Genomic DNA, 26,771 nt, shown 5'->3' on the forward strand with positions numbered 1-26,771 from the left:
GGTCAGCTGTAGAGCATCCCGCCGTCGACCGTGAGCACCTTGGCGGTGATGTACGAGGCCGCCGGGCTGGCCAGGAAGACCGCCGCCTGCGCGACCTCCTCCGGGGTGCCCATCCGGCCCAGCGGGATCGCCGCCGCGGCCTCCTTGAGCTGGGCGCGCGGCACCTTCTTCACCATGTCGGTGTCGATGAAGCCCGGCGCGACCACGTTGACCCGGATGCTCTTCGGCGCGCCCTCGTAGGCCAGGGTCTTCGCCATCGCGATCACCCCGCCCTTGGAGGCGGCGTAGTTGGCCTGGCCGACCCGGCCGGCGATGCCGGAGGTGGAGGCGATGAAGACGATCGCCCCGCCGGAGGCGTACATCTGCTTGGTGGCCTCGCGGGCGGTCAGGAACGCCCCGGTCAGGTTGGTGGAGATCACCTCCTGCCACTTGGCGGCGCTCATCGCCGCGAAGTGGCCGTCGGCGGTGATGCCCGAGTTGAGGACCGCGACGTCCACCCCGCCCCAGGCGGTGCGGATCTCCTTATACATCGCGGTGACCTGCGCCTCGTCCGAGACGTCGGCCCGGACCAGCAGCGCGCGGCGCCCCAGGCCCTCGATCTTCTCCGCCAGCTGCTCGGCCTTCCCGGCGCTGGAGCGGTAGTTGAGGGCGACGTCGCAGCCGTGCTCGGCCAGCTGGAGCGCGATGGCCGCGCCGATGCCGCGGGAGGCACCGGTGACGATCGCCCGGGTGCCCTCGGTGAACAGGCCGGTCATGCCGCGCTCCCGGTCAGGTTGGAGGTGACGGTGTGGGTGCCGGGGTCGAAGCCCTCGGCCTCGGTGCCGAGCCCGGCCTTCTCGGCGGCGGTCAGCACCGCCTCGGCGACGGCCAGGTCGAGCACCCCCAGCCCGAACGGGGAGAACACCACGGTGCGGGCGCCGGAGGGGAGTTCGGCGGTGCCGTCGAGCAGCGCGCCGATCTCGGCGGTGACGAAGCGGCGGTGGCCGGCCTGCTGCTCGGCCTTGTGCAGCGAGGTTTGCTCGCGGATCGCGTGGTCGGCGTCGTCGACCACGTTGACCGCGCCGAGCACCGACTCGACCGACAGGTCGCGCAGCGACAGGTGCAGCACCACCTGGCCGTGCGGGCGCTGCGGGTGGTCGGCGAGGTCCAGCCAGTACGAGGAGTCAGTGGTGGCGATCGACACCGTGTCGGCGCCCAGCACCCGGCTCAGGCCGGCCGCCCGGAAGTCCAGGTGCGGGTACGCGGCGGCCAGTTCGGCGGCGAACACCTCGGCCCGCTCCGGGAAGGCGTCCTGGAGCAGGACGGTCTCCAGCTCCTCGTGCACCTGGTCGAGGAAGTGCACCACCCGCTGGTTGATGGTGCCGCAGCCGACCAGGCCGACCGTGCGGACCTCGCGCCCGGCGTTCAGCAGGCCGGAGGCGAGCGCCGCGCCGGCCGCGGTGCGCACCGCGGAGATCTGGCTGCCCTCCATCAGGGCGAGCGGGTAGCCGGACTCCAGGTCGTTCAGGATGCACAGCGAACTGGCGCGCTGCATCCCGCGCTTGACGTTCTCCGGGAAGGAGGAGATCCACTTCAGGCCCATCACCGGGGCCGGTCCGCCGAGGTAGGCGGGCAGCGCGATGATCCGCGAGTCGGAGCGGTGCAGCGGGCGCAGGAAGGTCGAGAAGGGGAGGTCGGACTTGCCCTGCCCGTGCAGCACGTAGGCGTTGCGGACCAGGTCGACGACGGTGGCGTCGAGGCCCGCCAGGGCGGTCCGGACGTCCTCCCGGCCGAGGATCCTCATGTCGTTCCTCTCTCTTGCTCGGTGGGCGGCAGGTACTGCCGGAGGTAGGTCTCGACCCACTGGTCGTCGTAGATGGTGTCGAGGTAGCGGTCGCCGCCGTCGGGGAGCACGGCCACGCAGGTGGCGCCGGGCTCGATCCAGGAGGCGGACTGCCCGATCGCGGCGATCACCGCGCCGGAGGAGCCGCCGGCCAGGATCGACTCCTGGCCCAGCAGGCTGCGGCAGCCCCGGATGCACTCCGAGTCGGTCACCTTGACCACCCGGTCGGCCAGGCCCGGCTTGAGCAGGGCGGGGACGACCGCGGCGCCGTGGCCGGGGATGGTGCGCCGGTGGGAGGACTCCCAGGGCTGCGGCGGTCCGAAGATCACGCTGCCGACGGCGTCCACCGCGACCACCCGGGTGGGCAGTTGCTGGTCGTGGATGTACTCGGCGCAGCCGCGCAGCGTGCCGGTGGTGCCGGCCGCCAGGAACAGGTAGTCGGGGGCGGCGGGCAGCGCGTCCACGATCTCGCGCATGGTGGTGCGGTGGGCCCGCGCGTTGTCCTCGTTGGCGTACTGGTTGGGCCACCAGGCGTCGGGGACGGTCTCCAGCAGGTGCCGGACCCGGGCGATCCGGGCCGGCAGGTACTCGCCGGTGGCGGGGTCGCGGTGCTCGACCACCTCCACCCTGGCGCCGTAGGCCCGCATGATGGCGAGGTTCTGCGGGGTGGTGCGCGGGTCGACCACGACGACCAGGCCGAGCCGGTGGAAGTTGCACAGCTGGGCGAGCGCGATGCCCAGGTTCCCGGAGGAGGACTCCACCACGGTGGAGACGCCGGGGACGATCCGTCCGGTGGCGATGGCCTGTTCGACCATCGACTTGGCGGCGCGGTCCTTGATGGAGCCGCCGGGGTTGAACCGCTCGCACTTGGCGTACACCTGGAAGCGGGCGGGCGGGAAGAGTCGGTCCAGCGCCACCAGCGGGGTTCCGCCGATCGTGGCGACGATGTCGGGGTCCGACGGCCGGTGCGGGCGGGCCCGCACCGTGGCGCCGTCGGGGACGAGCACGGTCATTGGGGCACCTCTCGGCTGATCTGGAGCCGCAGCTCACTGACGTAGCGCTCGCCGTCGGCGTCGGGCAGCCAGGACTCCTCGATGGCCGGCAGCGGCTCGCTGACGGTCACCGCGGCGTCCGGGTCGGCCTGGAGCGCCCGGCGGACGAGGTTGGCGAAGGAGAGCACCAGCACGGGGCTGGTGAAGTCGACCAGGGAGGGCTTGGTCTCCTCGGGGAACTTGACGAAGGCCCGGTCGGGCAGGCCGCGGTCGGTCACCCAGCGGCGCACCGCCAGGTAGTCGCGGTGCCGGTCGGCCTTGGCGGGCAGGGCCGGGCCGGTCAGCGGCAGCCGCCAGGTCTCCCGGAACAGGACCAGGCGGTCCAGGGTGACCCGGGGGGCGTGCGGGCGGTCCAGGCCGATCTTGAAGGCGTCGCAGGCGATGATCGAGACGAGCACGGCGAGCAGTTCGGACAGCGAGCGGGAGCGGCCGTCGGCGGTGGTCGCGGTGACGGTGCCGTCCTGTTCGGCCAGCGTGACGGAGACCGCGGGCTCGATCCGGTCGCGCCGGTCGAACGGGGCGCGGGTGAAGCCGATCAGCCGGTCGCCCTCGCCGATCGGGGCGGGGACCATCCGTCCGCTGTTGCGCTTCCAGCCGACCGGGAGCAGCGGCACCAGGCGTTCGGCGCCGATCGCCCGGTTGACCTTGTCGCGGACCGAGCCGCCGTCGGCCGTCCAGTCCAGGAAGGGCAGGTCGAGGGTGGCCAGGCAGGCGTGCATCTCGCCGAGCACCACCAGGTGCTCGCCGGCGTTGACGGCGTCCACCGAGCGGGCCACGACCTGGAGGTCGGGGCTGTGCACGGCCAGGTGCGGGGAGCGCACCGGCCCGGTGGCGAAGACCCGCCGCGCCCGGTCGGCGATCGCGTCGACCGCCAGGTCGATCCGGGTGGCGCCCTCGGGCACCTCCCCGATCACCTCGCGCCACTTGAGCGCGAGTTCCCGGACGGCCTGCCGCACGGGGTGGTCGTGCTCGCCCCAGAACAGCGCCAGGGTCTGCGGCCAGACGTCGGCCAGCGTGACGGGGGCGCCGGCGGGCAGCCGGCCGGCGGCGGTGCGGACGAAGCCCGCGACCTCGGCCTCGACCAGTTCGGCGAGGCGGTTGCCGAACCAGTCGGCGGCGTCGGCGACCAGGGCGAGCGGGCGGGCGATGCCGTCCAGGAAGTCCCGGCCGAGCTCCAGCCGGCAGTCCCGCAGCGCGTCCTGGTAGCTGAGGGTGCGGCCGGCGTACGCCTTGCCCTCCTCGCGGGAGGCGGCCTGGCCGGTCACCTCGACGAAGTGGGCGTCCAGCGCGTCCAGCGCCTCGACCAGCTGCTCGGCGGTCCGGGCCCGGTGCACGGCGTCCTTGAGCCGGGCGAGTTCGGTGAGCACCGCGTCGTGGCGGACGAACAGGGCGGGGTCGCCGATCGCCGCGACCCGGCGGCGCAGCACCTCCTCGGCCCGGACGTCGACCGGGATGTTGGCGTCCCAGCCGAGCACGCGCTGGCGCAGCAGCCGGCCCAGCGCCTTCTCGACCTTCCGGTGGGCGGTGGCGGCGTCCCAGCCGTGCTCGGCGACCAGCAGGTCGGTGATCTGCTCGGCGTTGCGGTCGCCGTCGGCGAGCCGCAGCAGCTGGGCCTCCTCGGGGCGCAGCCGGAGCACCTTGCGGGTGGGGAGCACCAGCTGCTCGCCGTCCAGGTGGACGTCGGGGCGGAGCATCGGCGGGAACCACCAGCGGGCGCCGGGCTGTTCGGCCATCCGGTCGGCGATCGCGGCGACCGTCCAGCGTTCCAGCGCGGTGTGCGTGGCGGCGACCGGGCCGGGGCCGTTCTCGATCGTGACGGCGCGGTCGGTGCGGCCGACGCCGATCCAGGCGGCGGGGCCGAAGAAGCCGATGGTGTCGGCCTTGGCGCAGTAGCGCAGCCAGTACATGGCGAGGGTGCGTTCGCGCTGGCGGCGCTTGGTCTCCTTGCCGCCGGGGGCGGCCAGCGAGTCGAGGACGCGGAAGACGGTGCGGTTCTGCCAGGCGATGGCGAGGCGGAGCCTGGGGTCGGTGGCGAGGGCGGCGAGGGCGGCGCCCTCGTGGTCGGCGTCGGCGGTGTAGGCGGCGCGGAACTCGTCCTCGGTGGCGCGGCCGGCGGCGAGCGCGGCGGCGGCGGCCGGGGCGCGGGTGCCGCCGACCAGGTCGAGGCCGGAGACCGGGAAGCCGGCGCTGCGCAGCAGTCCGACGCCCCAGACCTTCCAGTCGGTGCCGGCCAGCGGGTGGCGCGGGCCGAAGTCCGCCCAGTCGGCGGCGGGGGCCTCGACGGCGGGCGCGGTCATCCGGCCACCTCCGCCGGCTCGCGGGCGGCGGCGGGGGTCCCGGTGAGGGCGGCGGCCAGCCGGCCGATCCCCTCGGGGATCTTCGTGCGGGGCACGTTGCTGAAGCACAGCCGCAGGCCGTCGGCGTGCTCGCCGTCGATCGAGAAGTGCCCGCCGGGGACGACCGAGACGCCGCGGTCGGCGGCGGCCCGCGCGTACGGTCCGGCGTCGGCCCGGTCGCGGTGGCGCAGCCACAGGTAGAAGCCGCCGGCGGGGCGCTGCCAGTGCCAGGGGCTGTCGGTGCCGAGTTCGGCGTCCAGCGCGTCGGCCATCAGGGTGCAGCGCTCGCGGTAGGCGTCCCGGTAGCGGTCGATCAGGTCGCTCCAGCCGGAGCGGGAGTAGTGGGCGGCCAGCGCGCCCTGGGCGAGTGCGGAGGGCGACAGCGAGATGATCTCGGCGACCCGGGCCAGGTCGTGCCGCAGGTGCGCGGGGGCGGCGATCCAGCCGGAGCGCAGGCCGGGCGCGAAGATCTTGGAGAACGTCCCGAGGTAGACCACCCGCTGCGGGTCGAGGGACTGGAACAGGGCGGTGGTGGTGCCGTCGAAGCCGAGCAGCCCGTACGGGTTGTCCTCGACCAGCAGCAGGTCGAGCTCGCGGCAGGCGGCGAGGACCTCGGCCCGGCGCGGGACGGCGAGGGTGGCGCCGGTGGGGTTCTGGAAGGTCGGGTTGGTGTAGAGCAGCCGGACGGTGTGCCCGGCGGCGCGCAGGTCGGCGACGTCGCGGCGCAGCCGCTGCGGGTCGATCCCGTCGGCGTCCTCGGCCGCGGCGTGCGGGCGCAGGCCGGCGGTGCGGAACGCGGCGGTGGCGCCGGGGTAGGCGGGGGTCTGCACCAGGATGGTGTCGCCGGGGGCGCCCAGGGCCAGCGCGACGGCGGTCAGGCCCATCTGCGAGCCGCTGGTGGGGATCAGGTTCTCCGCGTCGGCCCGGCCGTCCTCCCGGGCCATCAGGTCGGCGACGGCGGGGACGAGCGCCTTGGCGACGTGCGGGGTGGTGTACTGGAGGGCGAGCTTGCCGCCGAGGCGCACGAGCCGGGCGAGCTGGGCGGATATCTCCGCCAGCGGCAGGACGTCCAGGTCGGGCAGTCCGCCGGCCAGGGAGATCACGTCCGCGCCCCGCTCGAACAGCTTCGGCATCTCGGCCGGGGGTCTGGTGTCGGTCCACATGGCTGTTCGGTCCTCAGATCCCGGCCGGGGCGGCGGTGTTGGCGTGCACGTAGCGCAGCAGGCCGGCCGGGGAGGCGAGCGCCGGGTCGGCGAGGGCGTCGGGGTCGACCTCGAAGCCGAACTCCTCCTCGATCGCCATCAGCAGGGCGATGGTGTGCAGGGAGTCGACGCCCAGGTCCACCAGCGGGGTCTCGGAGTCGGTGACCTGCACCGAGCAGGTCCGTTCGACGAGCTGGTCAAACTGCGACTGGTTCATGGCTGCTCCTCGGGGATGCGGGGGTGGTCTGGGGGGCGGTGCTCGCGGCGCTCCCGGCGGCCTCGACCAGGCGCTTGGCGGCGGCCCGGTCGGGCTTGCCGTTGGCGGTCAGCGGGACGGCGGCGATCGGGACGACCTGGTCGGGCATCCGGCTGTGGTCGAGCCGGTCGGCCAGCAGTGCCCGGACCCGCTCCGGCGGGAGGGTGCCGTGCACGGCCAGCAGCAGCGGGGCGCCCTCGGGTTCGGGGCGCAGCGCGACGGCGGCGCTGACGCCGGGGATGCGCTCGGCGGCGTCCTCGACCTCGGTGAGGGCGATCCGCATGCCGCGGCGCTTGATGATGTCGTCGTCGCGGCCGACGAAGTACAGCCGGCCCTCCTCGTCGAGCCAGCCCTTGTCGCCGGTGCGCAGTTCCAGCGTGCCGTCGGGGCGGCGGACGAACCGGTTCTGCTCCTCCAGCGGGATGCCCCAGTAGCCGGCCATCACGGTGGGGCCGGAGACGGTGATCTCGCCGGTCTGCCGGGGGCCGAGCTCGGTGCCGTCGGCGGCCAGGATGCGGATGCGGTCGCCGGGGATGGCCGGGCCGACCGAGTCGGGGTGCTCGGCGTACTCCTCGGGGTCGAGGATGGAGATCCGCTTGCACTCGGTCATGCCGTACATCGAGGCGAACTCGGAGCCGGGGAACAGCTCCAGCAGTTCGGCGGTGACGGCCCGGCCGGGGCGGGCGCCGGTGTTGGTGAACAGCCGGACCCTGGTGGGCCGGTGGAGCTTGCCCTGGAGCAGGGTGAGGATCTGGGCCAGCGAGGGCACCAGCGGGACGACGGTGACGCCGGTGCGTTCGATCAGCCGCAGCAGGCCCATGTCCTCGCTGCGCCGGGCCAGCACCAGGGTGGCGCCGACCAGGGCGGACATCAGGGCCTGGTAGAGGCCGTAGTCGAAGGAGAGCGGCAGCCGGCAGAGCACCACGTCCTGCTCCTCGTAGCCGAGGCAGGCGTGGACGGCGTCGACGGCGGCGAGCATCTGGCGGTGCGGGCAGACCACGCCCTTGGGGCGGCCGGTGGTGCCGGAGGTGTAGATCAGCAGCGCCACCGCGTCCTCGTCGACCTCGGCCCGGTGCGGGTCCGCGGGGGTGGCGAGCACCTGCTGCCAGGCCGGGCCGGCCTCGACGGTGCGGGCGGCCCGGCGGCCGGCCGCCGGGCGGCAGACCGCGAGGGCGGCGCCGCTGTCGGCGACGATGTGGTCGACCTGGTGGTCGGTCAGTTCGGGGTGGACGGGGACGAAGACGGCGCCGGTGCGCAGGGTGGCCCAGAACAGGGCCAGGAAGGCCCGGTCGTTGCCCCCGGCGTACACCACCCGGTCGCCGGGGGCGATGCCCTGGCCGCGCAGCCAGCCGACGGCGCGTTCCACGGCGGTGCCCAGCTCCCGGTAGTCCAGGGTGCCCTGGGCGTCGATCACGGCGGGGTGGTCGGCCCGCTCGCCGAGCGGGTACTCCAGCAGGTCAGACACCGGCATGGGCGGACACTCCTCGGCCGGCGGGGGCGGTCAGCCGCTCCCGGGCCCGGGCGACGTCCCGGGCGGTGGTGACGGACAGGACGTCGAGCGCGGGGTGCTGGCGCTTGAGGATGCTCGCCAGCGTCTTGGCGGGCGGCAGCGACACCGTCAGTTCCGGTGCGGCGGCGGCGAGTTGGAGCAGACACAGGTCCCAGCGGACCGGGCTGACCACCTGCCGGACCAGCCGGCGGCGGATCTCGTCCGGGTCGGTGACGGCCACGCCGTCGGCGTTGCCGAGCAGCGGGTGGGACGGCCGGGCGAACGGCACCCGGGCGGCGGCCTCCTCGAAGGACTGCCGGGCCGACTCCATGTACGGGGTGTGGAAGGCGCCGGCGACGCTGAGCCGCTTGACGGTGGCGCCGGCCGGCGGGGCGGCGGCGAGCTGGTCGAGGGTGTCGGCCAGGCCGGCCGCGACGATCTGGCCGGGGCCGTTGAAGGTCGCCGCGTACAGGCCCAACTCGCCTATTCTGTCCAGGACTTCGCTCTGCTCGCCGCCGACCACGGCGGCCATCGAAGTGGGTGCCTCGGTGCAGGCCACCGCCATCGCCCGGCCGCGGACCGCGGCCAGCCGGACCGCGTCGGCGGGGCTCAGCACCCCGGCGTACGCGGCGGCGGTGAGTTCGCCGACCGAGTGGCCGGCCGCCACCGCGGCGCCGTCCGGGACGGCGTCCCGGAGGGCGTGGTGGGCGAGCAGTCCGGCGGCCACCAGGAGCGGCTGGGTGTGCTCGGTGCGGGCGATCTCGGCGGCCGGGGCCTTGGTGCCGAGCTGGACGAGGTCGACGTCGGCGGCCTCGGACCAGGCCCGCACCCGCTCGGCGGTGGCCGGGTCGCGCAGCCAGGCGGCCAGCAGGCCCGGGGTCTGGGAGCCCTGGCCCGGCGCGATGAATGCGAACATGTGTTCTAACCCCCTTTCGGGTGGGACCCGCGCCCGGGAGGCGGGCGCCGGACGCGTGGATGACGGAGCTGTGCGGTCCCGGCTACGGGCGGCCGGTGGACTTGCGGAAGCGGCGGATCGCCAGGAACGAGAACCCGGCGAACCAGGCCAGCAGGTTGATCACCGCGCCGGCCACGCCGGAGTGCTCCCCGTGGAACGAGAAGCCGTCGTTCAGCGGGTACCGGGCCAGCGTCGCCACCCCGTACATCGGGGTGTAGCGGGAGACCTCCAGCATGGTGCCGCTGAGCGGGATGAACAGGTTGCCCAGGAAGGCCAGCGCGGTCATGGTCAGGCCCGGCATGTGCATCACCACGTCGGGCTTCATCGCCAGGCCCATCCCGATGCCGAGCGCGGCGAACACCGCCGACCCGACCCAGGCCACCAGCAGCGAGACCACCCACACGTGGGCGTCGGCGTGCGCCCCGGTCAGCGCGCCCAGCGCGCCCACGATGACGACCGGCACCCCGGCCATCAGCACCGAGCACAGCACCTTGACCAGCAGGTAGCCGGGCGGGGTGAGCGGACTCATCGCGATGGTCCGCATCCAGCCGGCCGACTTCTCCACCGAGATGGTGGCGGCCGAGCTGACCGCCGCGGTGGCCGCGCCGTACACCGCCTGGCCGATCATCATCCAGGCCGCGAAGTTGCCGTGCGGCAGGTCGGCCCCGCCGGACGGGGCGGTGCGGAACAGCGCCAGGTAGAGCACGGCGGGCAGCAGCACCGTGAAGATCGTGGTCTGGCGGTTGAAGCGGCGGCGCAGCTCGTAGCGGACGAAGGTCGGGTTGACCCCGTTGAAGACCGAGGTGCGGGGGGCGGCGGGCGCCGTGACGGCGGCCATCAGACGTTCTCCTTGGCGGTGTCGGCGGCGGTGTCGGCGGCCCGGGCCCCGCGAGCCTCGTGGGCGTTCTCGGTGAGGGCCAGGAAGGCCTCCTCCAGGCTGCGCGGCGCCACCTCGACGTCCCGGGCCCGGGTCTCGCCGACCAGCACCCGCAGCAGGGCGTCCGAGTCGGTGCAGGTGAAGTAGGTGCGCTCGCCGCGCGAGGTGCTGGAGCGCACCCCGGGGGTCCGGGCCACCAGGGCGGCCTCGTACGGGCTGAGCACCGCCGAGACGGTCCGGCCGCTGATCGCCGAGCGGATCGAGGAGGCGGAGCCGTCGGCCACCACCGCGCCCTTGTCGATCATCACCACCCGGTCGGCGAACTGGTCCGCCTCCTCCATGTAGTGGGTGGCGAACATGACCGTCATGCCGCGCGCCGCGTCCTCCCGGACGGCCGACCAGAAGTTCCGCCGGGCCACCACGTCCATGCCGGCCGTGGGCTCGTCCAGCACCAGGAAGTCCGGCCGGGAGAGCAGCGCCAGCGCGAAGCGCAGCCGCTGCTGCTCACCGCCCGAGCAGGCCGCCACCCGGCGGGCGCGCAGCTCGGTGATGTCGGCCCGGGCCATGCAGCGCTCCGGGTCCGAACCCGGGTGCAGCGAGGCCAGCATGTGCACGGTCGCCTCGACGGTCAGGTCCGGCAGCAGCCCGCCGGACTGGAGCACCGCCGCCACCCGGCCGGCCCGGACGGCCTGCTCCGGGTCGGTGCCGAACAGCCGCACCTCGCCCTCGTCCGGGCGGGTCAGCCCGAGCAGCATGTCGATCGAGGTGGTCTTGCCGGCACCGTTCGGGCCGAGGAACGCCACCACCTCGCCGCGCCGGATCCGCAGGTCCAGCCCGTTCACCGCGGTGAACACCTCGCCCTTGGCGTTGCTGAACCGCTTGACGACGCCGGTCAGTTCAGCGGCCAGGGGGTCGGACGCCGTCCCCCTCGACGTCGTTCGGTTCTGGTAATCGATCATCATCCGGGTCCTCACGGTTCGGCGGAGTTTCGCCTCCTGGTGAGCACCACTCTCCCGGCCGCCCCTATCCCCCCGAACCGACCGGCCTATCGGCCCCCTATCCCCTCCCGCACCCGCCCGAACACCCGCCCCACCCGCCCCGCGAGCGCCACCGCCACCGCGGCACCGCTCCGGAAACACCGGTGGCGGCGCCCCGGCGACCCGGGACACCGCCGCCGACCGGTGCCGTCAGACCTCGACGACCTCCACCCCGGCCTCCAGGCCCCGGAAGTCGTCGGCGTTGCGGGTGTACAGCGGCAGCCCGTGGGCGGCGGCCGTGGCGGCGATCATCAGGTCCATCCGGCGCGGCCGGGGGTTCCGGTCCGCCTTGACGGTGAGCGCGACCAGGGTGCCGAACCGCCGGGCCGCCTCCCGGTCGAACGGGAGCGCGGCGAACTCCGCCTCCGCGTCCGCCAGTCGCTGCGCCCGCGCCATCATCTCCACCGGGTCCTTCGCCATGGCCACGCCCTGGGCCAGTTCCGCGAGCACCACGGCGGAGACCGCCGCCTCCAGGGGCAGCGACTCCGGGTCGATCGACGGGAGGTCGATCAGGACGCAGGTGTCCAGCATCCCGCGCGGCCTGCGCCCGCTCACTCCCGCTCCTCCGGCTCGTCGCCGATCCGGTCCTCGTCGCCGAAGAACCCGTCCGCCTCCGCGCGCATCCGCGCGGCATCGACCGCCGGGGCATTGCGCCACTTGCGCTGGAGCTCGTCGAGCGGCACGAAACGGCGGCGCGAACCGAGGGGCCGCACCTCGGCGATCTCGGTGCCGTTCCGGGTGACGTGGTACGTCTCGCCCGCCTCGACGTCGTCCAGCACGGCCTTGGACCGGGCGGCGAGCTCCCGTTGCGTGATGGTCTTCATGCCTCCAGCGTAATGCGGCGTATTGCAGCGCGCCACGCCTGCGCGGCCAGGATGTCGCGCGCTCCGCGAGGAGTCGGCGGAGCGAGGTGGCGACCCGGTCGGGTCCGCCGGGTTTCCCTGGTCCGGTAGCTCCGGCAACGGTCATCCGTGCTCGAAGTCTCGTGACAGGCCGGACAGGGCTGTGCCAATATGGCCGCCGCAGGTGACGAGAGGGTCGCCGTGAGCAACCGGGAAACCCAAGTGATCAACGGTAATGCCCTTCCGCTGCCCGGCTGGGACGGCGGGGACGGCAACAGTGCCTACCTGGACAAGACACTGCGGCACCAGCCGATGGATCGGGCGCTCGACGACCGGGTCAGCGGGCGGCTGGTCCTCCGGCTGTGGACCCGCGGGTTCGTCGCCTCGATGCTGTCCTTGCCGGTCGTGCTGGTGCTCGGCTCGGCCCTCGCGTCGTCCGACGCCTCGGTCTTCTCCCTCCTGACCGGGCTCTGGCTACTGCCCGCCCTGGTGTTCTGGGTGGTGTTCCTGGGCAGTCGCCTGGTGGAGCCGATCGCCGAGTGGCGGGTCCTGTTGAACGACCGCCAGGACACCGCGGAGTCGGTCTACGCGCAGATCCTCCAGGTGGTCGGCCGGCGCTACGGGATGCTCGCCGTGCGGCCCCGCCGGATGGCCCTCGGCAAGGGGGACGAGGTCAGCAGCCGGGTGATCCTGGGCAGCGGCGACTGCACGGCCACTGTCGTGGTCTTCCGGTACGGCGGAAGCCTGTACCTGGGCTGGCAGATGTGGCGCACCCGCCGCGGCGGGAAGCTGGTCTGGCAGTACCTGGTCGACCTGGTCGGATCGGTCTTCGGCCAGGGTGACCTGCAGTGGGCGATGCTCCGCGCCGAACGGGTACGCGCCATGCGCGAGGCGGTCCACGCGGCCTGCCGGGAGGGGCTGATGGTGGCGGTCGAACAGCGCCCGGTGGCGCTGCCCGCCCAGATGGGCGGGCACCTCCCGCCGGTCGAGTTCCCGCGCAGCGCGTCCGTGCCCGTCGGCGTGGTCCCCGTGCCCCGGCCGGCCGCGCCCGCCGGCCCGGCCCCGGTGCCGCCGGCCCAGCCGCCGACCGGCCAGGTCTGGGCTGCCGCACCGCCCGCCCCTCCCGTGCCGCCGCGTCCCGACGCCGGGCCGTTCCCGACCGGCCCCGGACAGCCGTGACCGCCGCACCCGCGGTCCTGGTCAGCTCGACGACGGAGCGGTCCTGGGCCTGGACGGGCGTCCGGATCGAGCCCGCCCCGCTGCTGAGCGACCACCAGGGCTGGGCCGATCGGCCGGAGTCCGCGCGCCTGCACAACGCGGCCGCCGCCGAGCTCGCCTGGCTGCGGGCGATGCGCCTCCACACCGGCACCAGCTTCGAGCTGCGGCTCAGCAGCCGGGACGGCCGCCTGGACGCCGCCCTCCTCGGCCGGGCGTCCGGCACGACGGCCGAGCAGGCCCGGCAGGCCGCCGGGGCACTGGCCGCGGCATTGCTGCATGTCCCCCGGCACGTCCACGCCGTCCCGGTCGGCGACGAGACCGAACTGGCCGGTCTGCTGGCCCTGCCCGGTCCCGTCGACGGGGACCCCCGCGTCCACCTGCGGGAACTGCGCAAGACGCTCACGGTGCGCCCGCTGTCCCGCCACGCGGAGCTCCGGCCGTGGACGGTCACCACCTCCCGGCTGGCCGAATCCCGCACCCCCTGGGACACCGTGTGGACGGAGCTCGCCGCCCGCCCCGCGCCGACCGTGCTCGCCGTCTGCCTGCACCCCTACGAAGTGCCGGCCGCCCTCACCGCCCACCTCGAACAACGGGCCCACCGGTACGCCGCCCTCGCGACCCCCGGCCCGGGAAACCCGGTCTGGGGCGGTCGGCGGGGCCCCGACCACGCGGCCCAGGCGGCGCGCGACCACTACGCCGACGCGGCCGTGCGCTACGCCCGGCACTGCTACCAATTGCGGATCACACTGGCCTCCCTCGCCCCGTTGCCGCCCGGCCTGGCCGAGCGGGTCGCCGAACAACTCGGTGCGCCGGGCGAGGCCACCGCCGTCCCGGTCGCCCCGGCCGAGGGCGAGGAGCACCGCGTCGCACGGCACGGCCTGCGCACGCTCGACCTCCACCGCCTGCCGCACGCGCACCGGACGGTCCAACCGCCCGAGCTCGTCGAGGAGTTCGACCTCGCCCTCGCCGACTTGGCCGACCCGGCCGAGGCCGCCGTCGCGTTCCGCCTGCCGTACGCGCTACCCGCCCGACCGGCCTTGTTCCACCGGCTCGTCACGCCCCTGCCCGCCGCACCCCCGCCGGGTGCCGGGCGGCCCACTCCGCTACGCCCCACGCTCTGACCGCCAAGGAGACCACTGTGTCCACCATCCTCATCACCTTCGACGGCTCCCCGGAGACCGTCGACGAGGACGCCCGCGACCTGCGCGGCCACCTCGACCAGGACGACGAACTGCGCGGCCGGGTCGGCGGCCGACTGCTGCCCGCTCAGCCCGGCACCCAGGGCACGATGGCCGAGGCCGTCGAGATCGCCCAGGCCCTCGGCCCGGTCGCGGCACCGCTGATCAGCGCCTGGGTGACCGCCCGGCTCCGCCGCGGGCCCGCCTCGATCACCGTCCGACGCGCGGACGGCGCCCAGGTCACGGTCAGCGGCAAGAACGCCGCCGAGACAGCCGAGCTGATCGAGCAGGCGGAACGCCTCCTGACCGAAGAGTGACCGGGTCCCGACGGGCAGTCCCCACGCCCCGCCCCCCGCTGCTCCCCGACCCGGACACCTCCTGGGCCGTCCTGGTCGGTGTCTCCACCTACCGGGAGCTCAGCCCCGTCCCGCCCGCCGTGTACTCGGCGCACCGCCTCGCCGAAGCGCTCTCCGGCCCCGACGGCCTGCTCGACCCGGCCCGGACGATCGTCTTGGCCGACCCGCAGTCGTCCGACGAGGTGCTGAAGGCGGTGCACCGGGCCGCCCAGGCCGCGAACAGCCTGCTGCTGTTCTGCTACGTCGGCCACGGCGAACGGCCGCAGAACGACGACGGCAGCCTGTACTTCGCGCTGCCCGGCACCGAGTCGGAGCACGTCCCGCGCACTTCGCTGGACTCCGCAGGGGTGTTCCGGGAACTGCACCGCTCACCGGCCCAGCACCGCGTCGCCCTGCTGGACTGCTGCTACTCCGGCCGCGCCCTCGACATCCCCGCCGCCGCGGACGTCCACCTGCTGACCGCGGCCGACCGGGGCCGCCGGGCGCTCTACCCGCCCAAGGGCGACCTGACCTGCTTCACCGCCGAGATCCTCAGTTTCCTGGCTGAGGGCGTCCCGGACGGGCCCGCGTACCTCGACCTCGCCGAACTGCACCGGCGGCTATCGGTCACCCTCGGCCAAGTACCGGAAGGCTTCAAGAAGGGCACCTTGGCGCCCAACCCGGTCCAGCGGACGATCGGCCCCAGCGGAGACCTGGCACTCGCCCGCAACCCCGCCCACGGGACCGGCCTGACCCGGGAAGGACTACTCGCCCGGGGCAGGTTCGCCTACCAGGTCTCCGACGTGCGGCACGTCCGGCAAGCCTGGCGCGCGGTCCAGGCGGAACACCTGATGGCAGGAATCGCCACCGACGCGGCCTTCGCCCTCGGCCCGCACGACCCCACCACCCTGCGCCTGCGCTACGCCCACGCGGCCACCGTAGACGCCTCAACCGGCCCGGCCGCCGCCGCCGCGCAACTCGCCCCGCTGCTGCACGAGATGCGACAGTTCCTCCCGGCGGACGACCCCCTCCTGGCCGAGGCCGCCACGACCTTGGCCACGTGGCGCGCATCGACACCCACGGCCACAGCCACGCAGTAGCCGACCGTGAACTACGCTGCGCCGCAGGCCTCCCGGGTCAGAGGTCGCCGAACTCGCCTACCACGACGGCGGTGACGAAGGCGTCCCAGCTCGCGCGCGTGAAGCGCAGGCGCGGGCCGTCGGGGTCCTTGGAGTCACGGACGGTGCCCGGACGGTTGGCGTCCAGCTCGACGCAGGCGCCGCCGTCATCGTTGCTGTAGCTGCTCTTGACCCAGTTCTCAGGCATGCCGTCGGGGTGCATCCTCAGCGAATCCTTCCAGGGCGGAACTGATCACGGTCTCGGAGTCCCGTGGAGAGAGGGACTGAGCCCGCAACAGATCGTAGTCCTTCCGGCGTCCCACGACGGTCTCTGCGTCATCGTGCAAGCGTCCCCAGCGATCGCCCTCTTCGTAGACGGCCACCGACCGGTCCGGTGAGGTCAACATGATCAGTGAAGAACCACTCATCCGCGAGTACGCACCGGTGCTGAACGGCAGCACCTGGATCGTCACATTGCGGCGCCGACCGGCAGCCAGCAGCACGGAGAGCTGTTCCACCATCACCTCCGGACCGGCGATCGGACGGCGTAGCGCTGACTCATCGAGGATGAACCAGTACTCGCACACTGCCGGTTCGGCGCGGAGGCGTTTCTGCTGTTCGAGCCGGGCGGTCAGCCAGCTCTCGATCTCAGCGTCCGACGCGCGAGACGCGCTCGCATACATGATGGCCCGGATCACCGGTTCGATCTGGAGCAGACCAGGGATCGACAGTGAGTAGGAGGCATGTTCCACCGCGCGGTCGTTCAGTCTGTGGAACGCGCTGTACTTGTCGGGGAACGGCTCCCGCTTCGCCAACTCGTAGAGGCGGCAGAACAGTCCGTCCGTCCCGAAGGCCATGTCCAGCTTCTCCGACAGGCCGACCGGCGGCTTGGACGCGCCGCTCTCGATCCGCGACAGGTGCGCCTTGGAGAACATGAGGATGTTGCCCAGCGCCTCCAACGACATGTTGTCGTGCAGCTTGCGGAGGCGGCGGATCTCGGCGCCGTAGAAGTGCCGGGGCGAAAGGTCCGGCTGAAGGTCCCGTTCCTGCCAGGCCATCCGTCCGGCCCCCTCCTTGTTCCGTGCCGGACCCCCGCTCAGGCCCGCAACACCGTGCTCCTTGTCGAGGGTAGCGCCGCCCGGCAACGCTTGAGGCACAGACAGTGACCGAAGCGGACGGCAATCTCCCGACGGAGCAACGATCATGACGACTTGTCAGCCAAACCCCTTCATCCCACCGGCGGCAGCCGAGGGGCCGTCCGACGACCGTCCCGCCCCGAAGCCCGGGATGACGATCCGGGTCTACACGGTGCGGGCCGACGGCAGCCGGGAGCAGGTCTCGTTCCGGACGTCCGACGAACCGCTGATGCCCGCGCCGCGCTCCACGCTGACCTGGCCGGCCTGCGGGTGCCCGCGCTGCATCGGCAGCGGCACCGCGCAGGAGCCGGACGCGGCCTGAACTCCCTCTCCCCTCATCCACCGAACGGAATCAAGTGCTGTACACCGGACAGTCGTTGGAGGAAGTCGCCGTCCTCCGGCGTTCCCTGCGCGAGGGGTCCGACGACCCCGAGCGGGCCTCGGAACCGGTCGAGCCCGCCGCGCCCCTCCCCCTCCCGCCCTCGTCCCCCGCGTCCCGCCCATGACGGACGGGGAGGCCGCCGCCGAGGCGTCGCAGCAGCGCGCCTGGACGATCGCCGAGCGGCTGGCGCGGGCGGGTGGCGGGAAGGCGCGGCTGAGCACCATCCCGGGCGGGTACCGGATCGAGCTGCACCTGGAGGGCCCCGCGCCGGACGAGTACGGGGTGCTGGCGGCCCTCGCACTGGGCGACCGCTGGGGCCACCGCCGCTCCCTCACCTCGCGCGACGGCGGTGGCGGCGTGCAGGAGAGCGTGTGGAGCGAGGTCCACCTGCCCCCCGCCGACGGCGCGGCCCCTCCGGCCGGACGCTGAGGACCTCCGCCGCCCTCCGCCCGAGGACCCGACCGGTCGCCGCACCTGTACGTGACGTTCCGTCAGGGTGCCGAGTCAGGAACTCCCTTGCTGCGGTCGTACGCCTGGACCGGCGTCATCCAGCCCCGGTAGCCGGGCAGTTCGACGGTGCCCTCGTGGCCGACCTGGGCGCAGCGGCTGGTGTCGTCGGCGGTGCTGGCGTCGGCGCCCTTGAGGATGGCGGACGGGTCGGCGGGGGGTGCGGGCGCGGTGGTGGTGCCGGTCCCGGCGGGGTAGCGGGTGCCGGTGGGCCAGTCGGTGCCGATCAGCAGTTCGACCGAGTCGCCCTCCCCGGCCCGGACGGCGCTCGCGGGCAGGCCGAGGGCGGCGGCGACCTGCTGGGCCGCGGCCTCCTCGCCCGCCGGGTACGTCACCGCGCTGTGTTCGGCGGTGACCTTCGGACCGGTGGTGGTGCCCTTGGCGAAGCCGGCCTGCCGCAGCGCGTCGACGAGCGCCCCGGCCCGGCCCGTGACGCCGGTGCCGTTGCGCACCACGACGGTGATCCCGCCGCGGGCCGGTCCGGTCGCGGCCGGGGGCGCCGCCGTCTCGGCGGGGGCGGACGGGACGGACGGGGTGGCGGACGGGGCGGTGTCCCCGGACTGCGGGCCGCCGCTGAGCGACCGGTCGTCCTTGATCGCCCGGAACAGGTCGGTCGCGCCCGGGCCGATCAGCCGCCGGTTGTCGTCCGCCGGGTCGTGGATGATCTGCATGGTGGTGAAGGTGATCCGCTCGGACGGCACCTTGCTGATGTCCTGGCCGAGGCCGACCAGCTCGGTGATGCCGTCCAGGCCGGGGTCGACGGTGAGCGCCTTGGTGGCGGCGTCGGCGAGCGACAGCAGCTTGCCCGGGTCGGTGAGCGTCCCGGCGCCCTTGAGTTGGCGGATCATCGAGCCGAGGAAGAGGTGCTGGGCCGAGGAGCGGCCGGTGTCGGTGCCGTCGCCGAAGCCGTGCCTGGTCCGGACGAACTGGAGGGCCGCCATGCCCTGGAGGGTGTGCTCGCCCTTGGTCAGCTTGAGGTGCGAGTACGGGTCGTAGACGTTGTCGCTGACGCACACCGGGACGCCGCCCACCGCGTCCGACATCTTGACCACGCCGCTGAAGTCGACCTGCACGAAGTGGTCGATCGGGAGGTCGGTGAGCTTGCGCACGGCCGCCACGGTGCAGCCGGGGCCGCCCTGGAGGGTGGCGTTGATCAGTCCGCGCTGCGCCTTGAACACGGTCTTGCCCGCCGCGTCGCGGCAGCCCGGCAGGTCGGTCCGCAGGTCGCGCGGGATGCTCATCACGGTCGCGTTGCCGCGGTCCGCCGAGACGTGGAGCAGCAGGTTGACGTCGGCGTTGGCGCCGCCGCCGCAGTCGCCGCCGATCTGGCAGTCCTCCGGGTCGGCGCGCGAGTCGGAGCCGATCACCAGCACGTTGATGGGGGTGCGGCCGAAGGCGTCCGCCACCTCGTGCCCAGCGTCGCCCTCCTCGCCCGCGTACAGCGGCGCCTGCTTGATGTTGGCGTTGAACCGGTAGTAGAGGTAGCCGCCCGCACCGGCGGTCAGCACCACCGCCCCGACCGCCGTCCACAGCAGCGCCCGCTGCCAGCGCCGCAGCCGTCGGCGTCCCCGCCGCCCCGACCGGCGGGCCGCCTCCCGGCGCGCCGCCCGCCCGCCCGTCGCCGGGCCGGAAGCCGGACCGGAACCGGAAGCCGGACCGGAACCGGAACCGGAAGCCGCACCGGAACCCGGCCCCGCGGACGGACCCGCCGACGGCCCCGGCGCGTCCGCCGCGCCGCCCGCCCGTCGGCGGGCCGCCCGGCCGCCCTCCCGCTGCCGGGGCAGCGCGCCCTCGGACCCGTCGCCCGCCGGTCCGGCGTCCTCGGCCTGTCCGCGTATCACATCGCACCCCCGTGGCCCGGCCGTTCCGGGCTCTCACCCCTATAGATGCGCGACCGGGGCCGGGTGTTTCACGGTTCGTCCGAACACTTCTCCCGCGCACCGCCCCGGCGGGGTCACAGCCTGATCCACCCCGCCGCCAGCGCCACCACGCCCAGCACCGCCCCGGCCGCCGACACCGCCAGCACCACCGCCTCGCGCGGCGAGAACGGCCGGCGGCCCTGCTCGCGGCGGGCCATCACGAACAGCACGGTGGCGGGCGCGTAGACGACGGACGACACCAGCAGGTACGTCCAGCCCGCCGCGTAGACCAGGAACGCGGTGTACGCGGTGGCCAGCCCGGCCACCAGCAGCGCGGCCGGGCCCGCGCGGTCCCGCCGGGCCACCCGCACCCCGTACCCGGCGGCCAGCAGGTACGGGACCAGGCCGAGCGTGCTGGTCAGGTCGAGCGCGAAGTCGAAGGCGTCGTCGGAGAAGGCGGTGACCACCAGCATCAGCTGCGACAGCACGCTGGTCAGCAGCAGCGCGGGCACCGGCACGTCCCGGGCGCCGGTCCGGGCCAGGAAGCGCGGCATGTCCCCGTCCCCGGCCGCGACGAACAGCACCTCGGCGGCCATCAGCGTCCACGCCAGGTACGCGCCCAGCACCGAGACCACCAGGCCGACGCTGACCAGCACCTGGCCCCAGGTGCCGACCGCCGCCGCCAGCACGCCCGCCATCGAGGGCTGCCGCAGCGCGGCGATCTCGTCCGCCGGCAGCAGGCCGTAGGAGACCACGGTGACCGAGGCGAACACCGCGAAGACGCTCAGGAAGCCCAGCACGGTGGCCCGGCCGACGTCCGAACGGCGGGCCGCGTGCCGGGAGTAGACGCTGGCGCCCTCCACCCCGAGGAACACGAACACGGTGGCCAGCATCGTCCCGTGCACCTGGTCGTAGAGCGAGCCCGTGGCGGCGGCGCCCCGGACGTTGGCGGCGAACACGTCCGCCCGGAAGCAGGCGAGCGCCAGCACCACGAACACCAGGATCGGCACCAGCTTGGCCGCGGTGACGATCCGGTTGACCGTCGCGGCCTCCCGCACGCCGCGCCGCACCAGCAGGAAGAACCCCCACAGCCCGGCCGAGGAGAGCAGCAGCGCGAGCCAGGTGTCGCCGTCCCCGAGCGCCGGGACGAGCGCCCCGACCGTCGACATGATCAGCACCCAGTACGTCACGTTGCCGACGCAGGCGCTGGCCCAGTAGCCGAACGCCGAGAAGAAGCCCAGGTACTCGCCGAAGCCCGCCTTCGCGTACGCGTACACGCCCGCGTCCAGCTCCGGCCGCCGCACCGCCAGCGACTGGAACACCAGCGCCAGCATCAGCATGCCCGTCCCGGCGATCAGCCAGGAGACCAGCGCGCCCAGCACGCCGGTCTCCTGCGCGAACCGGCTCGGCAGCGAGAACACGCCCGCGCCGACCATCGAGCCGACCACCAGCATGGTCAGCGTCCGCCGGGTCAGCCGCGCCGTGCCCGCCGCCGGTCCCCGGACCGCCGCCGCCGTCTCCCGTGCCGTCTCCTCCGCCGCCACCCGCGCCGCTCCTCCCGCTCGCGGCCCGGCGGCCCCGGAGGCCGCCGCCGCGGGCGGAACGCTACCAACCGAATGTCCGTTTGGCACCGTTGTGCACCCGTTGGTCACCCGTCCGCGCGGCGACGACCACCGCGGCGGCGGCCACTGCGACGGCGGCCACTGCGGCGGCGGCTACTGCGGCAGCAGCTCCCGGCGCAGGCGCTCCTTGATGACCTCCAGGTCCTCGCAGTCCCCGTCGGTCCGCTCGGCGATGTGCACCCGGTACAGCTCCTCCAGCCGCGCGTCGTCGGGCTCCAGGCCCAGCTGCTCCAGCAGGTGCCGGAGCACCGTCCGGCCGGAGTGCCGGCCGATCAGGACGGAGCGGGTGCGGCCGAAGCGGGCGGGCTCGACGTACTCGTAGGTGGCCGGGTTGCGCAGCACGCCCTGCTGGTGGATGCCCGCGGCGGTGCCGAAGGCGTAGGTGCCGAAGATCGCCTTGTTGCGCGGCTCCTCCAGCCGGATGACCCGGCGCAGGACGGTGTAGGCCTCGTACATGGCGGCCAGGTCGATGTCGGTGCGCAGGCCGGTCTCGTCCTCCTTGTAGGCGAGGATCGCCGCGATCTCCTCCAGCGGGGTGTTGCCCGCCCGCTCGCCGACGCCGCCCAGGGTCGCCTGGACCTCGTCGGCGCCGGCCAGCAGGCCGGCCAGCGCGTTGGCGGTGGACAGGCCGAAGTCGTCGTGGCAGTGGGTGGCGATGCAGGTCTCCGCCGGGACCCAGGACCGGAACCGGCGGATCAGCGCCGCGTACCCGTCGGGGGTCATCGCGCCGGAGGTGTCCGCGACCACGAAGCCGGTCGCCCCGGCCTCGACCGCCTGCTCGGTCATCGGGCGGAGCAGGTCGTCCTCGCCGCGGCTGGCGTCCTCGATGCCGACGGTGACCGACTCGACGCCGTAGGAGCGGGCCAGCCGCACCGACTCGACCACCTCCTCGATCGCCTGCTCCCGGGTGATCCGCCGCTTGTACTCCAGGTGCAGGTCGCTGCCGGTGGCGGCGATCTGGACCTGGTGGTTGGCGGTGCCGCCGGCCTCGACCGCGGCCAGGACGTCCCCGGCGACGGCCCGGCAGAAGGTGGTGAAGCGCGCCCGGGTCAGGTGCTTGGAGATCAGCCGGGTGGCCTCGAAGTCGCTGGGCGAGGAGGCCGGGAAGCCGGTCTCGATGCGGTCGACGCCGAGGGCCTCGATCCGCAGCGCGAGGTCGAGCTTGTCCTCGGGGCCCATCGCGTTGGCGGGCGCCTGCTCGCCGTCGCGCAGAGTGGTGTCGAAGAAGGAGATCCGCCGCACGTTCTCGTTCATGGTTGTCCCCGTTTCCCGCACTGCGTCGCGGCAGTGGGTGACGTCTCGGAATTGCGGAACCGGTTCGGGCCGGTCGGCGGTGTCACCGACGGCGTTGGTGCAGCGCGGTGGCCATCCGGTCGATCGCCTCGGTGATGACCTCGCGCGAGGTGGCGAAGGAGAGCCGGATGTGGCCCTCCCCGCCGGGGCCGAAGGCCGATCCGGGCATCACCGCGACGCCGGCCTCGGACAGCAGCCAGGTGGCGAACTCGGCCGAGCTCGCGAAGCCGGTGCCCCGGATGTCGGGGAAGGCGTAGAAGGCGCCCTCCGGCCGGGGACAGCTGACGCCGGGCAGCGAGTCGAGCCCGGCGACGATCAGTTCCATCCGGGCCGCGTACTCGTCCGTCATCGCCTGGACGGCGTCCTGCGGGCCGGTCAGCGCGGCCAGGCCGCCGCGCTGCACGAACGAGCCGGCGCAACCCACCGAGTGCTGCTGCACCTTGAGCATCTCGGAGATCACCGGCGCCGGTCCGGCCACGTAGCCCAGGCGCCAGCCGGTCATCGCGTACGCCTTGGAGAAGCCGTTGACCAGCAGGGTGCGCCCGGCGCCCGCGGGCAGGCTCGCCGGGCTGACGTGCTTGGTCCCGCCGTAGACGATCTTCTCGTAGATCTCGTCGGAGACCACGAACAGGTCGTGCTCGTCCGCGACGGCGGCGACCGCCTCGGCCTCGGCGGCGTCCAGCGCCCGGCCGGTCGGGTTGTTGGGGGTGTTGACCAGGATGACCTTGGTCCGGTCGGTGATCCGGCGCTCCAGCAGCTCGCGGGTGATCCGGAAGCCGTCGTCGCCGTCGAGCGGGACGTCCACCGGGACGGCGCCGATCAGGTGCGCCATCGAGTGGTAGCTGACCCAGCCCGGCGTCGGGACGAGCAGTTCGTCGCCCGGGTCCAGCAGCGTGGTCAGCGCGGTGAACAGCGCGTTCTTCGCCGACGGGGTGACGATCACCTCGGTGGCCGGGTCGACGCTGACGCCGTTGTCCTCGGCCAGCTTCCGGGAGATCGCGGTGAGCAGCTCGGGGATGCCCCGGCTGGCCGTGTAGTGGGTGAAGCCGCCGGCCAGGGCGCCGGCGCCCTCGGCGGTGATGTGCGCGGGGGTGTCGAAGTCGGGTTCGCCGCCGCCCAGGTCGAGCACCTCGACGCCCTGGGCGCGCAACGACTGCACCAGTTCCAGGACGGCGAAGGTCGCGGACTTCTCGATCCGGCCGAAGCGGCGGGCCACGCTCCTCATCGGTCCGCCCCCGGCGTCCCGGCGGCCTGCGCCCCGTCGGCCGGTGCCCCGTCTGCCGGTGCCGCGTCGGCCAGCGCCTCGTCGACGGTGGTGATCTCGGCGCAGCGGGCGATCACGGTGAGCGCGGCCCGGTGCATCTCGGGGCCGTCCGCGGCGGTGGCGTCCTCCAGGACCTTGACCCGGTAGTCGCGGTCGTGGCCGTCGCGGGCGGTGGCCAGGATGACCATGTCGGTGGAGACGCCGGTCAGCAGCAGGGTGTCCACCCCGAGGGTGCGCAGCAGGAGGTCCAGCCCGGTGCCGTGGAACGGGCTGATCCGGTGCTTGGCGATGACCGGCTCGCCCTCGGCGGGCTTCACCGCGTCGTGCACCTGAGTGGCCCAGTCGCCGAGCAGCAGGCGGCCGTCGGGCTTGGCGGCCCGGAAGATCGGCGAGCCGGGCGGCCACTCGGGGTAGCCGGCGGTGAAGCCGACCACGACGTAGATCACCGGGATGTCCGCCGCGCGGGCCCGCTCGATCGCCCGGGCCGCGTTCTCCAGCACCCGGCGGTCGGCCACCTGCTGCTGGTACCCCTCGGCGCCGTATTTCCCCCGCGGATGCACGATTTCATTTATCAGATCGAGTACAAGAAGCGCCGATCGGCCCACCGATTACCCCTCCAATGAAACCCCGGTCAATACCTCCGCTATTAGAACCAACCGTTCCAAGATCGTCAAGATTGTTATGTGAACCCCGCGTCAAACCCGCCCCGCCGACCGCCCGCACCGCCCGTACCGGACCGTCGATACCCCATCCCACCTGGACGTATGCCACGGCGGACGGCCGCGCTCGATCCATGAGCAAAATCGATGCGAAGCATGAATCCATTGACATTGCATTTCCCGGCCGGAGCCGGTTAGCGTTGATCGCGCACTGCGGTCGCCGATAAATCACCCGCGGACCGGCCGGTCCGCCGGAGGGGCGCCCACCATATCTCGGGTCAATTTCTGGTGAATTCTTCACCACAGGCTGCAGGGGTGACATGAAGGACCGCGCCACCACCAACTCCACCGGAACGGCCCCGCACCGGATCGCGCTGATCGGGAGCGGCCCGCGGGGGCTCAGCATCGTCGAGCGGCTGGCCGCCCGGCTCGCCGGGGGACCCGCGCACCGGCCGGTGGAGATCCACCTGATCGACGCCGTCGAGGTGGGCACCGGCCGGATCTGGCGGACCGACCAGCCCGACTGGTTCCTGATGAACACCGTGGCCGACGAAGTCTCCTCCTTCTCCGGCCCGCCCGACGACGGACCGGCCCGCCCCGGCGCCGGGCCGTCGCTGGCCCAGTGGTGGGCCGAGCACCGCCCGGACCACCCGGGCCCCAACAGCTACGCGCCGCGCCGGCTCCACGGCGAGTACATGCAGTTCGTGCTGCGGACGGTCGAGGAGAACCTGCCGCCGCACGCCGCCCTGCACCGGGTGCGCGGCGAGGTCACCGACCTGGAACGGCTGGCCGACGGCTACCGGCTGGCCTTCGCGGACGGCACCGAACTGCGCGCCGACCGGGTCGTCCTGACCACCGGCCACACCCGGCCCGAACTCTCCGGGCTCCAGAAGCGGCTCGCCGACTTCGCCGCCGAGCACCCGGCGCTGCGCTACATCCGCGGCGACTCCGCCGCCGACATGCCGCTCGACGAGATCCCCGCCGGGTCGCCGGTCGGCGTCCTCGGCCTGGGCCTGTCCTTCTACGACGTCATGGCGGCCCTCACCGAGGGGCGCGGCGGCACCTTCGTGGAGACCGACGGGCCGGGCCTGCGCTACGAGCCCAGCGGCACGGAGCCGCTGATCGTGGCCGGCTCCCGCAGCGGCCTGCCGCTGCTCGCCCGCGGCCGCAACCAGAAGCACCACGACCACCGCTACACCACCCGGCTGTTCACCCTGGACCGGGTCCGGGCCGCCTGCGCCGGGGAGCGCGTCGACTTCGCCGCCCACGCGGTGCCGTGGCTGCTCGCCGAGGTCCACCTGGTCCAGTACGCGACCGTGCTGCGCGGGCGCGGCGCCGGCGGCGAGGACGCCTTCGTGGCCGACGTGCTCCGGGCCGCCGAGGCCGGGGTGCCCGACGTCGCGGCGATCGCCGCCCGGCACGGGATCGCCGAACTGCCCCCGATCGACCTGGACGAGGTGGCCCGCCCGTTCCACCGGCGCAGCTACGCCGACGACGGGGAGTTCGAGGCCGACCTGCTGGCCGCGGTGGGGCGCGACCTGGACCACGCCGAGCAGGGCAACGTCGGCTCCCCGGTCAAGGCCGCCCTGGACGTGCTGCGCGACACCCGCAGCATCGTCCGGGCCCTGGTCGACTTCTCCGGGCTCACCCCGCGCTCGCACCGCACCGACTTCCTGGAGTGGTTCGTCCCCCGGGTCTCCTTCCTCGCCGCCGGCCCCCCGCTGCGGCGGCTGCGCCAGGTGGTCGCGCTGGTCGAGGCGGGCGTGCTGCGCGTCCCCGGGCCCGACACCCGCTTCGAGGCCCGCCCGGACACCGGCCGCTTCGCCGTCCGCTCGCCCCAGGTGCCCGGCTCCGAGACCGCCGTCGACACGGTGATCGACGCCCGGGTCCCGGTGCCCGACCTGCGGTCCGACCCGGCCGAGCTGACCAGGCGGCTGGTCGAGCGCGGCACCCTCACCAGCTACCTGAACGGCCTGGACGACGAGGTCTTCGACACCGGCGGCGTGGCCGTCACCCGCAGCCCGTTCCACCCGATCGGGCGCGACGGCCGCCCCGACCCGGGCCTGTACGTGCTCGGCATCCCGACCGAGCACACCCGCTGGTTCATGCAGGGCGGCAGCAGCCGCCCCGGCTTCTGGACCGACTTCGTCCAGGACGCCGACGCCATCGCGGGCGACGCGCTGCGGCCCGCCACCGAACCGGCCGCCGAGCCGAACGCCGAACCCTCCGCCGCCGAACCGGCTCCCGCCGGGGACACTTCCGTACGGGAGTCCGCCGTCCCCGCCGGCGCCGGGAGCCGCTGACCACCATGACCGACGACCGGGAGCACACC

At 73.9% G+C, this 26,771-nt stretch carries 26 protein-coding genes; 7 read left to right on the forward strand and 19 right to left on the reverse strand.

What is annotated here, in order from left to right; all coding sequences use genetic code 11:
- Nucleotides 1-2: 2 nt before the first annotated feature.
- The 12 genes from fabG to K353_RS20700 all read right to left on the reverse strand — a co-directional run bounded on the left by fabG (nucleotide 3) and on the right by K353_RS20700 (nucleotide 11,850).
- Nucleotides 3-755 carry a 3-oxoacyl-ACP reductase FabG gene (gene fabG, locus K353_RS20645; RefSeq protein WP_100836931.1) on the reverse strand — a complete coding sequence of 251 codons (753 nt, stop codon included), beginning with the start codon at nucleotides 753-755 and terminating at the stop codon, nucleotides 3-5.
- Nucleotides 752-1,783, reverse strand: coding sequence for a 2,3-diaminopropionate biosynthesis protein SbnB (sbnB, locus tag K353_RS20650; RefSeq protein WP_111555048.1), 1,032 nt, complete (start codon nucleotides 1,781-1,783; stop codon nucleotides 752-754). The genes fabG and sbnB overlap by 4 nt, the downstream gene beginning before the upstream one ends.
- Nucleotides 1,780-2,835 (reverse strand): 2,3-diaminopropionate biosynthesis protein SbnA, encoded by a 1,056-nt coding sequence (sbnA, locus tag K353_RS20655; protein WP_111555049.1) that lies wholly within the window; start codon nucleotides 2,833-2,835, stop codon nucleotides 1,780-1,782. Before sbnA ends, sbnB begins: the two co-directional genes overlap by 4 nt.
- A complete protein-coding gene (locus K353_RS20660; protein ID WP_111555050.1) occupies nucleotides 2,832-5,171 on the reverse strand; it encodes a lantibiotic dehydratase in 2,340 nt (779 codons plus the stop codon). The genes sbnA and K353_RS20660 overlap by 4 nt, the downstream gene beginning before the upstream one ends.
- Nucleotides 5,168-6,373: a PLP-dependent aminotransferase family protein gene (locus K353_RS20665; protein ID WP_111555051.1), complete on the reverse strand. Its 1,206-nt coding sequence runs from the start codon at nucleotides 6,371-6,373 to the stop codon at nucleotides 5,168-5,170. The genes K353_RS20660 and K353_RS20665 overlap by 4 nt, the downstream gene beginning before the upstream one ends.
- Before the next feature lie 13 nt (nucleotides 6,374-6,386).
- Nucleotides 6,387-6,629 (reverse strand): acyl carrier protein, encoded by a 243-nt coding sequence (locus tag K353_RS20670; RefSeq protein ID WP_100836936.1) that lies wholly within the window; start codon nucleotides 6,627-6,629, stop codon nucleotides 6,387-6,389.
- On the reverse strand, nucleotides 6,610-8,139 hold the full coding sequence (locus tag K353_RS20675; protein WP_111555052.1) for a class I adenylate-forming enzyme family protein: 1,530 nt from the start codon (nucleotides 8,137-8,139) through the stop codon (nucleotides 6,610-6,612). The genes K353_RS20670 and K353_RS20675 overlap by 20 nt, the downstream gene beginning before the upstream one ends.
- Nucleotides 8,126-9,073: an ACP S-malonyltransferase gene (locus K353_RS20680; protein ID WP_111555053.1), complete on the reverse strand. Its 948-nt coding sequence runs from the start codon at nucleotides 9,071-9,073 to the stop codon at nucleotides 8,126-8,128. Before K353_RS20680 ends, K353_RS20675 begins: the two co-directional genes overlap by 14 nt.
- A gap of 82 nt (nucleotides 9,074-9,155) precedes the next feature.
- Nucleotides 9,156-9,950, reverse strand: a complete 795-nt coding sequence (locus K353_RS20685; protein ID WP_111555054.1) for an ABC transporter permease — start codon at nucleotides 9,948-9,950, stop codon at nucleotides 9,156-9,158.
- Nucleotides 9,950-10,948, reverse strand: a complete 999-nt coding sequence (locus K353_RS20690; protein ID WP_111555147.1) for an ABC transporter ATP-binding protein — start codon at nucleotides 10,946-10,948, stop codon at nucleotides 9,950-9,952. Before K353_RS20690 ends, K353_RS20685 begins: the two co-directional genes overlap by 1 nt.
- Before the next feature lie 228 nt (nucleotides 10,949-11,176).
- Nucleotides 11,177-11,581, reverse strand: coding sequence for a type II toxin-antitoxin system VapC family toxin (locus tag K353_RS20695; protein ID WP_233533711.1), 405 nt, complete (start codon nucleotides 11,579-11,581; stop codon nucleotides 11,177-11,179).
- Nucleotides 11,578-11,850 carry a type II toxin-antitoxin system Phd/YefM family antitoxin gene (locus K353_RS20700; RefSeq protein WP_111555055.1) on the reverse strand — a complete coding sequence of 91 codons (273 nt, stop codon included), beginning with the start codon at nucleotides 11,848-11,850 and terminating at the stop codon, nucleotides 11,578-11,580. Before K353_RS20700 ends, K353_RS20695 begins: the two co-directional genes overlap by 4 nt.
- A 240-nt stretch (nucleotides 11,851-12,090) precedes the next feature.
- Between K353_RS20700 and K353_RS36920 the strand changes: the two genes are divergently transcribed.
- From K353_RS36920 to K353_RS20715, 4 genes are read left to right on the forward strand one after another with little or no spacing between them, the layout of a single operon-like run.
- Nucleotides 12,091-13,047, forward strand: coding sequence for an adhesin (locus K353_RS36920; RefSeq protein WP_111555056.1), 957 nt, complete (start codon nucleotides 12,091-12,093; stop codon nucleotides 13,045-13,047).
- A complete protein-coding gene (locus K353_RS33885; protein ID WP_146616525.1) occupies nucleotides 13,044-14,207 on the forward strand; it encodes a hypothetical protein in 1,164 nt (387 codons plus the stop codon). Before K353_RS36920 ends, K353_RS33885 begins: the two co-directional genes overlap by 4 nt.
- 17 nt (nucleotides 14,208-14,224) lie before the next feature.
- Entirely contained in the window at nucleotides 14,225-14,581 is a 357-nt protein-coding gene (locus K353_RS34440) for a hypothetical protein (protein ID WP_158585445.1), read from the forward strand.
- Nucleotides 14,578-15,699 carry a caspase family protein gene (locus K353_RS20715; RefSeq protein ID WP_158585446.1) on the forward strand — a complete coding sequence of 374 codons (1,122 nt, stop codon included), beginning with the start codon at nucleotides 14,578-14,580 and terminating at the stop codon, nucleotides 15,697-15,699. The genes K353_RS34440 and K353_RS20715 overlap by 4 nt, the downstream gene beginning before the upstream one ends.
- Before the next feature lie 37 nt (nucleotides 15,700-15,736).
- Here the strand turns inward: K353_RS20715 and K353_RS20720 are convergent, their stop codons facing one another.
- Both K353_RS20720 and K353_RS20725 read right to left on the reverse strand, forming a co-directional pair.
- On the reverse strand, nucleotides 15,737-15,925 hold the full coding sequence (locus K353_RS20720) for a DUF397 domain-containing protein (RefSeq protein ID WP_111555148.1): 189 nt from the start codon (nucleotides 15,923-15,925) through the stop codon (nucleotides 15,737-15,739).
- Entirely contained in the window at nucleotides 15,918-16,775 is an 858-nt protein-coding gene (locus K353_RS20725) for a helix-turn-helix transcriptional regulator (protein ID WP_158585447.1), read from the reverse strand. Before K353_RS20725 ends, K353_RS20720 begins: the two co-directional genes overlap by 8 nt.
- Nucleotides 16,776-17,004: 229 nt before the next feature.
- Between K353_RS20725 and K353_RS20730 the strand changes: the two genes are divergently transcribed.
- A complete protein-coding gene (locus K353_RS20730) occupies nucleotides 17,005-17,175 on the forward strand; it encodes a hypothetical protein (RefSeq protein ID WP_159073101.1) in 171 nt (56 codons plus the stop codon).
- Between the two features lie 180 nt (nucleotides 17,176-17,355).
- Nucleotides 17,356-17,664: a hypothetical protein gene (locus K353_RS20735; RefSeq protein ID WP_111555059.1), complete on the forward strand. Its 309-nt coding sequence runs from the start codon at nucleotides 17,356-17,358 to the stop codon at nucleotides 17,662-17,664.
- Between the two features lie 62 nt (nucleotides 17,665-17,726).
- Here the strand turns inward: K353_RS20735 and K353_RS20740 are convergent, their stop codons facing one another.
- From K353_RS20740 to K353_RS20760, 5 genes are all read right to left on the reverse strand, one after another.
- Nucleotides 17,727-19,253 (reverse strand): LCP family protein, encoded by a 1,527-nt coding sequence (locus K353_RS20740; RefSeq protein ID WP_233533712.1) that lies wholly within the window; start codon nucleotides 19,251-19,253, stop codon nucleotides 17,727-17,729.
- A 443-nt stretch (nucleotides 19,254-19,696) separates the two neighbouring features.
- The gene (locus K353_RS20745; protein WP_111555151.1) at nucleotides 19,697-21,055 is read right to left on the reverse strand and encodes a basic amino acid/polyamine antiporter; all 1,359 of its coding nucleotides are present in this window, start codon (nucleotides 21,053-21,055) and stop codon (nucleotides 19,697-19,699) included.
- A gap of 261 nt (nucleotides 21,056-21,316) precedes the next feature.
- Nucleotides 21,317-22,477, reverse strand: coding sequence for a LeuA family protein (locus K353_RS20750; protein WP_111555060.1), 1,161 nt, complete (start codon nucleotides 22,475-22,477; stop codon nucleotides 21,317-21,319).
- Nucleotides 22,478-22,559: 82 nt separating this feature from the next.
- Nucleotides 22,560-23,741: a pyridoxal phosphate-dependent aminotransferase gene (locus K353_RS20755; protein WP_111555061.1), complete on the reverse strand. Its 1,182-nt coding sequence runs from the start codon at nucleotides 23,739-23,741 to the stop codon at nucleotides 22,560-22,562.
- Nucleotides 23,738-24,385 (reverse strand): cysteine hydrolase family protein, encoded by a 648-nt coding sequence (locus tag K353_RS20760; protein WP_111555062.1) that lies wholly within the window; start codon nucleotides 24,383-24,385, stop codon nucleotides 23,738-23,740. The genes K353_RS20755 and K353_RS20760 overlap by 4 nt, the downstream gene beginning before the upstream one ends.
- Nucleotides 24,386-24,759: 374 nt before the next feature.
- Here K353_RS20760 and K353_RS20765 point away from each other — a divergent pair, with 374 nt between their 5' ends.
- Entirely contained in the window at nucleotides 24,760-26,742 is a 1,983-nt protein-coding gene (locus tag K353_RS20765; protein WP_111555063.1) for an FAD/NAD(P)-binding protein, read from the forward strand.
- Nucleotides 26,743-26,771 lie beyond the last annotated feature (29 nt).

The organism is Kitasatospora sp. SolWspMP-SS2h, from assembly GCF_003259315.1.
GTDB lineage: Bacteria > Actinomycetota > Actinomycetes > Streptomycetales > Streptomycetaceae > Kitasatospora > Kitasatospora fiedleri.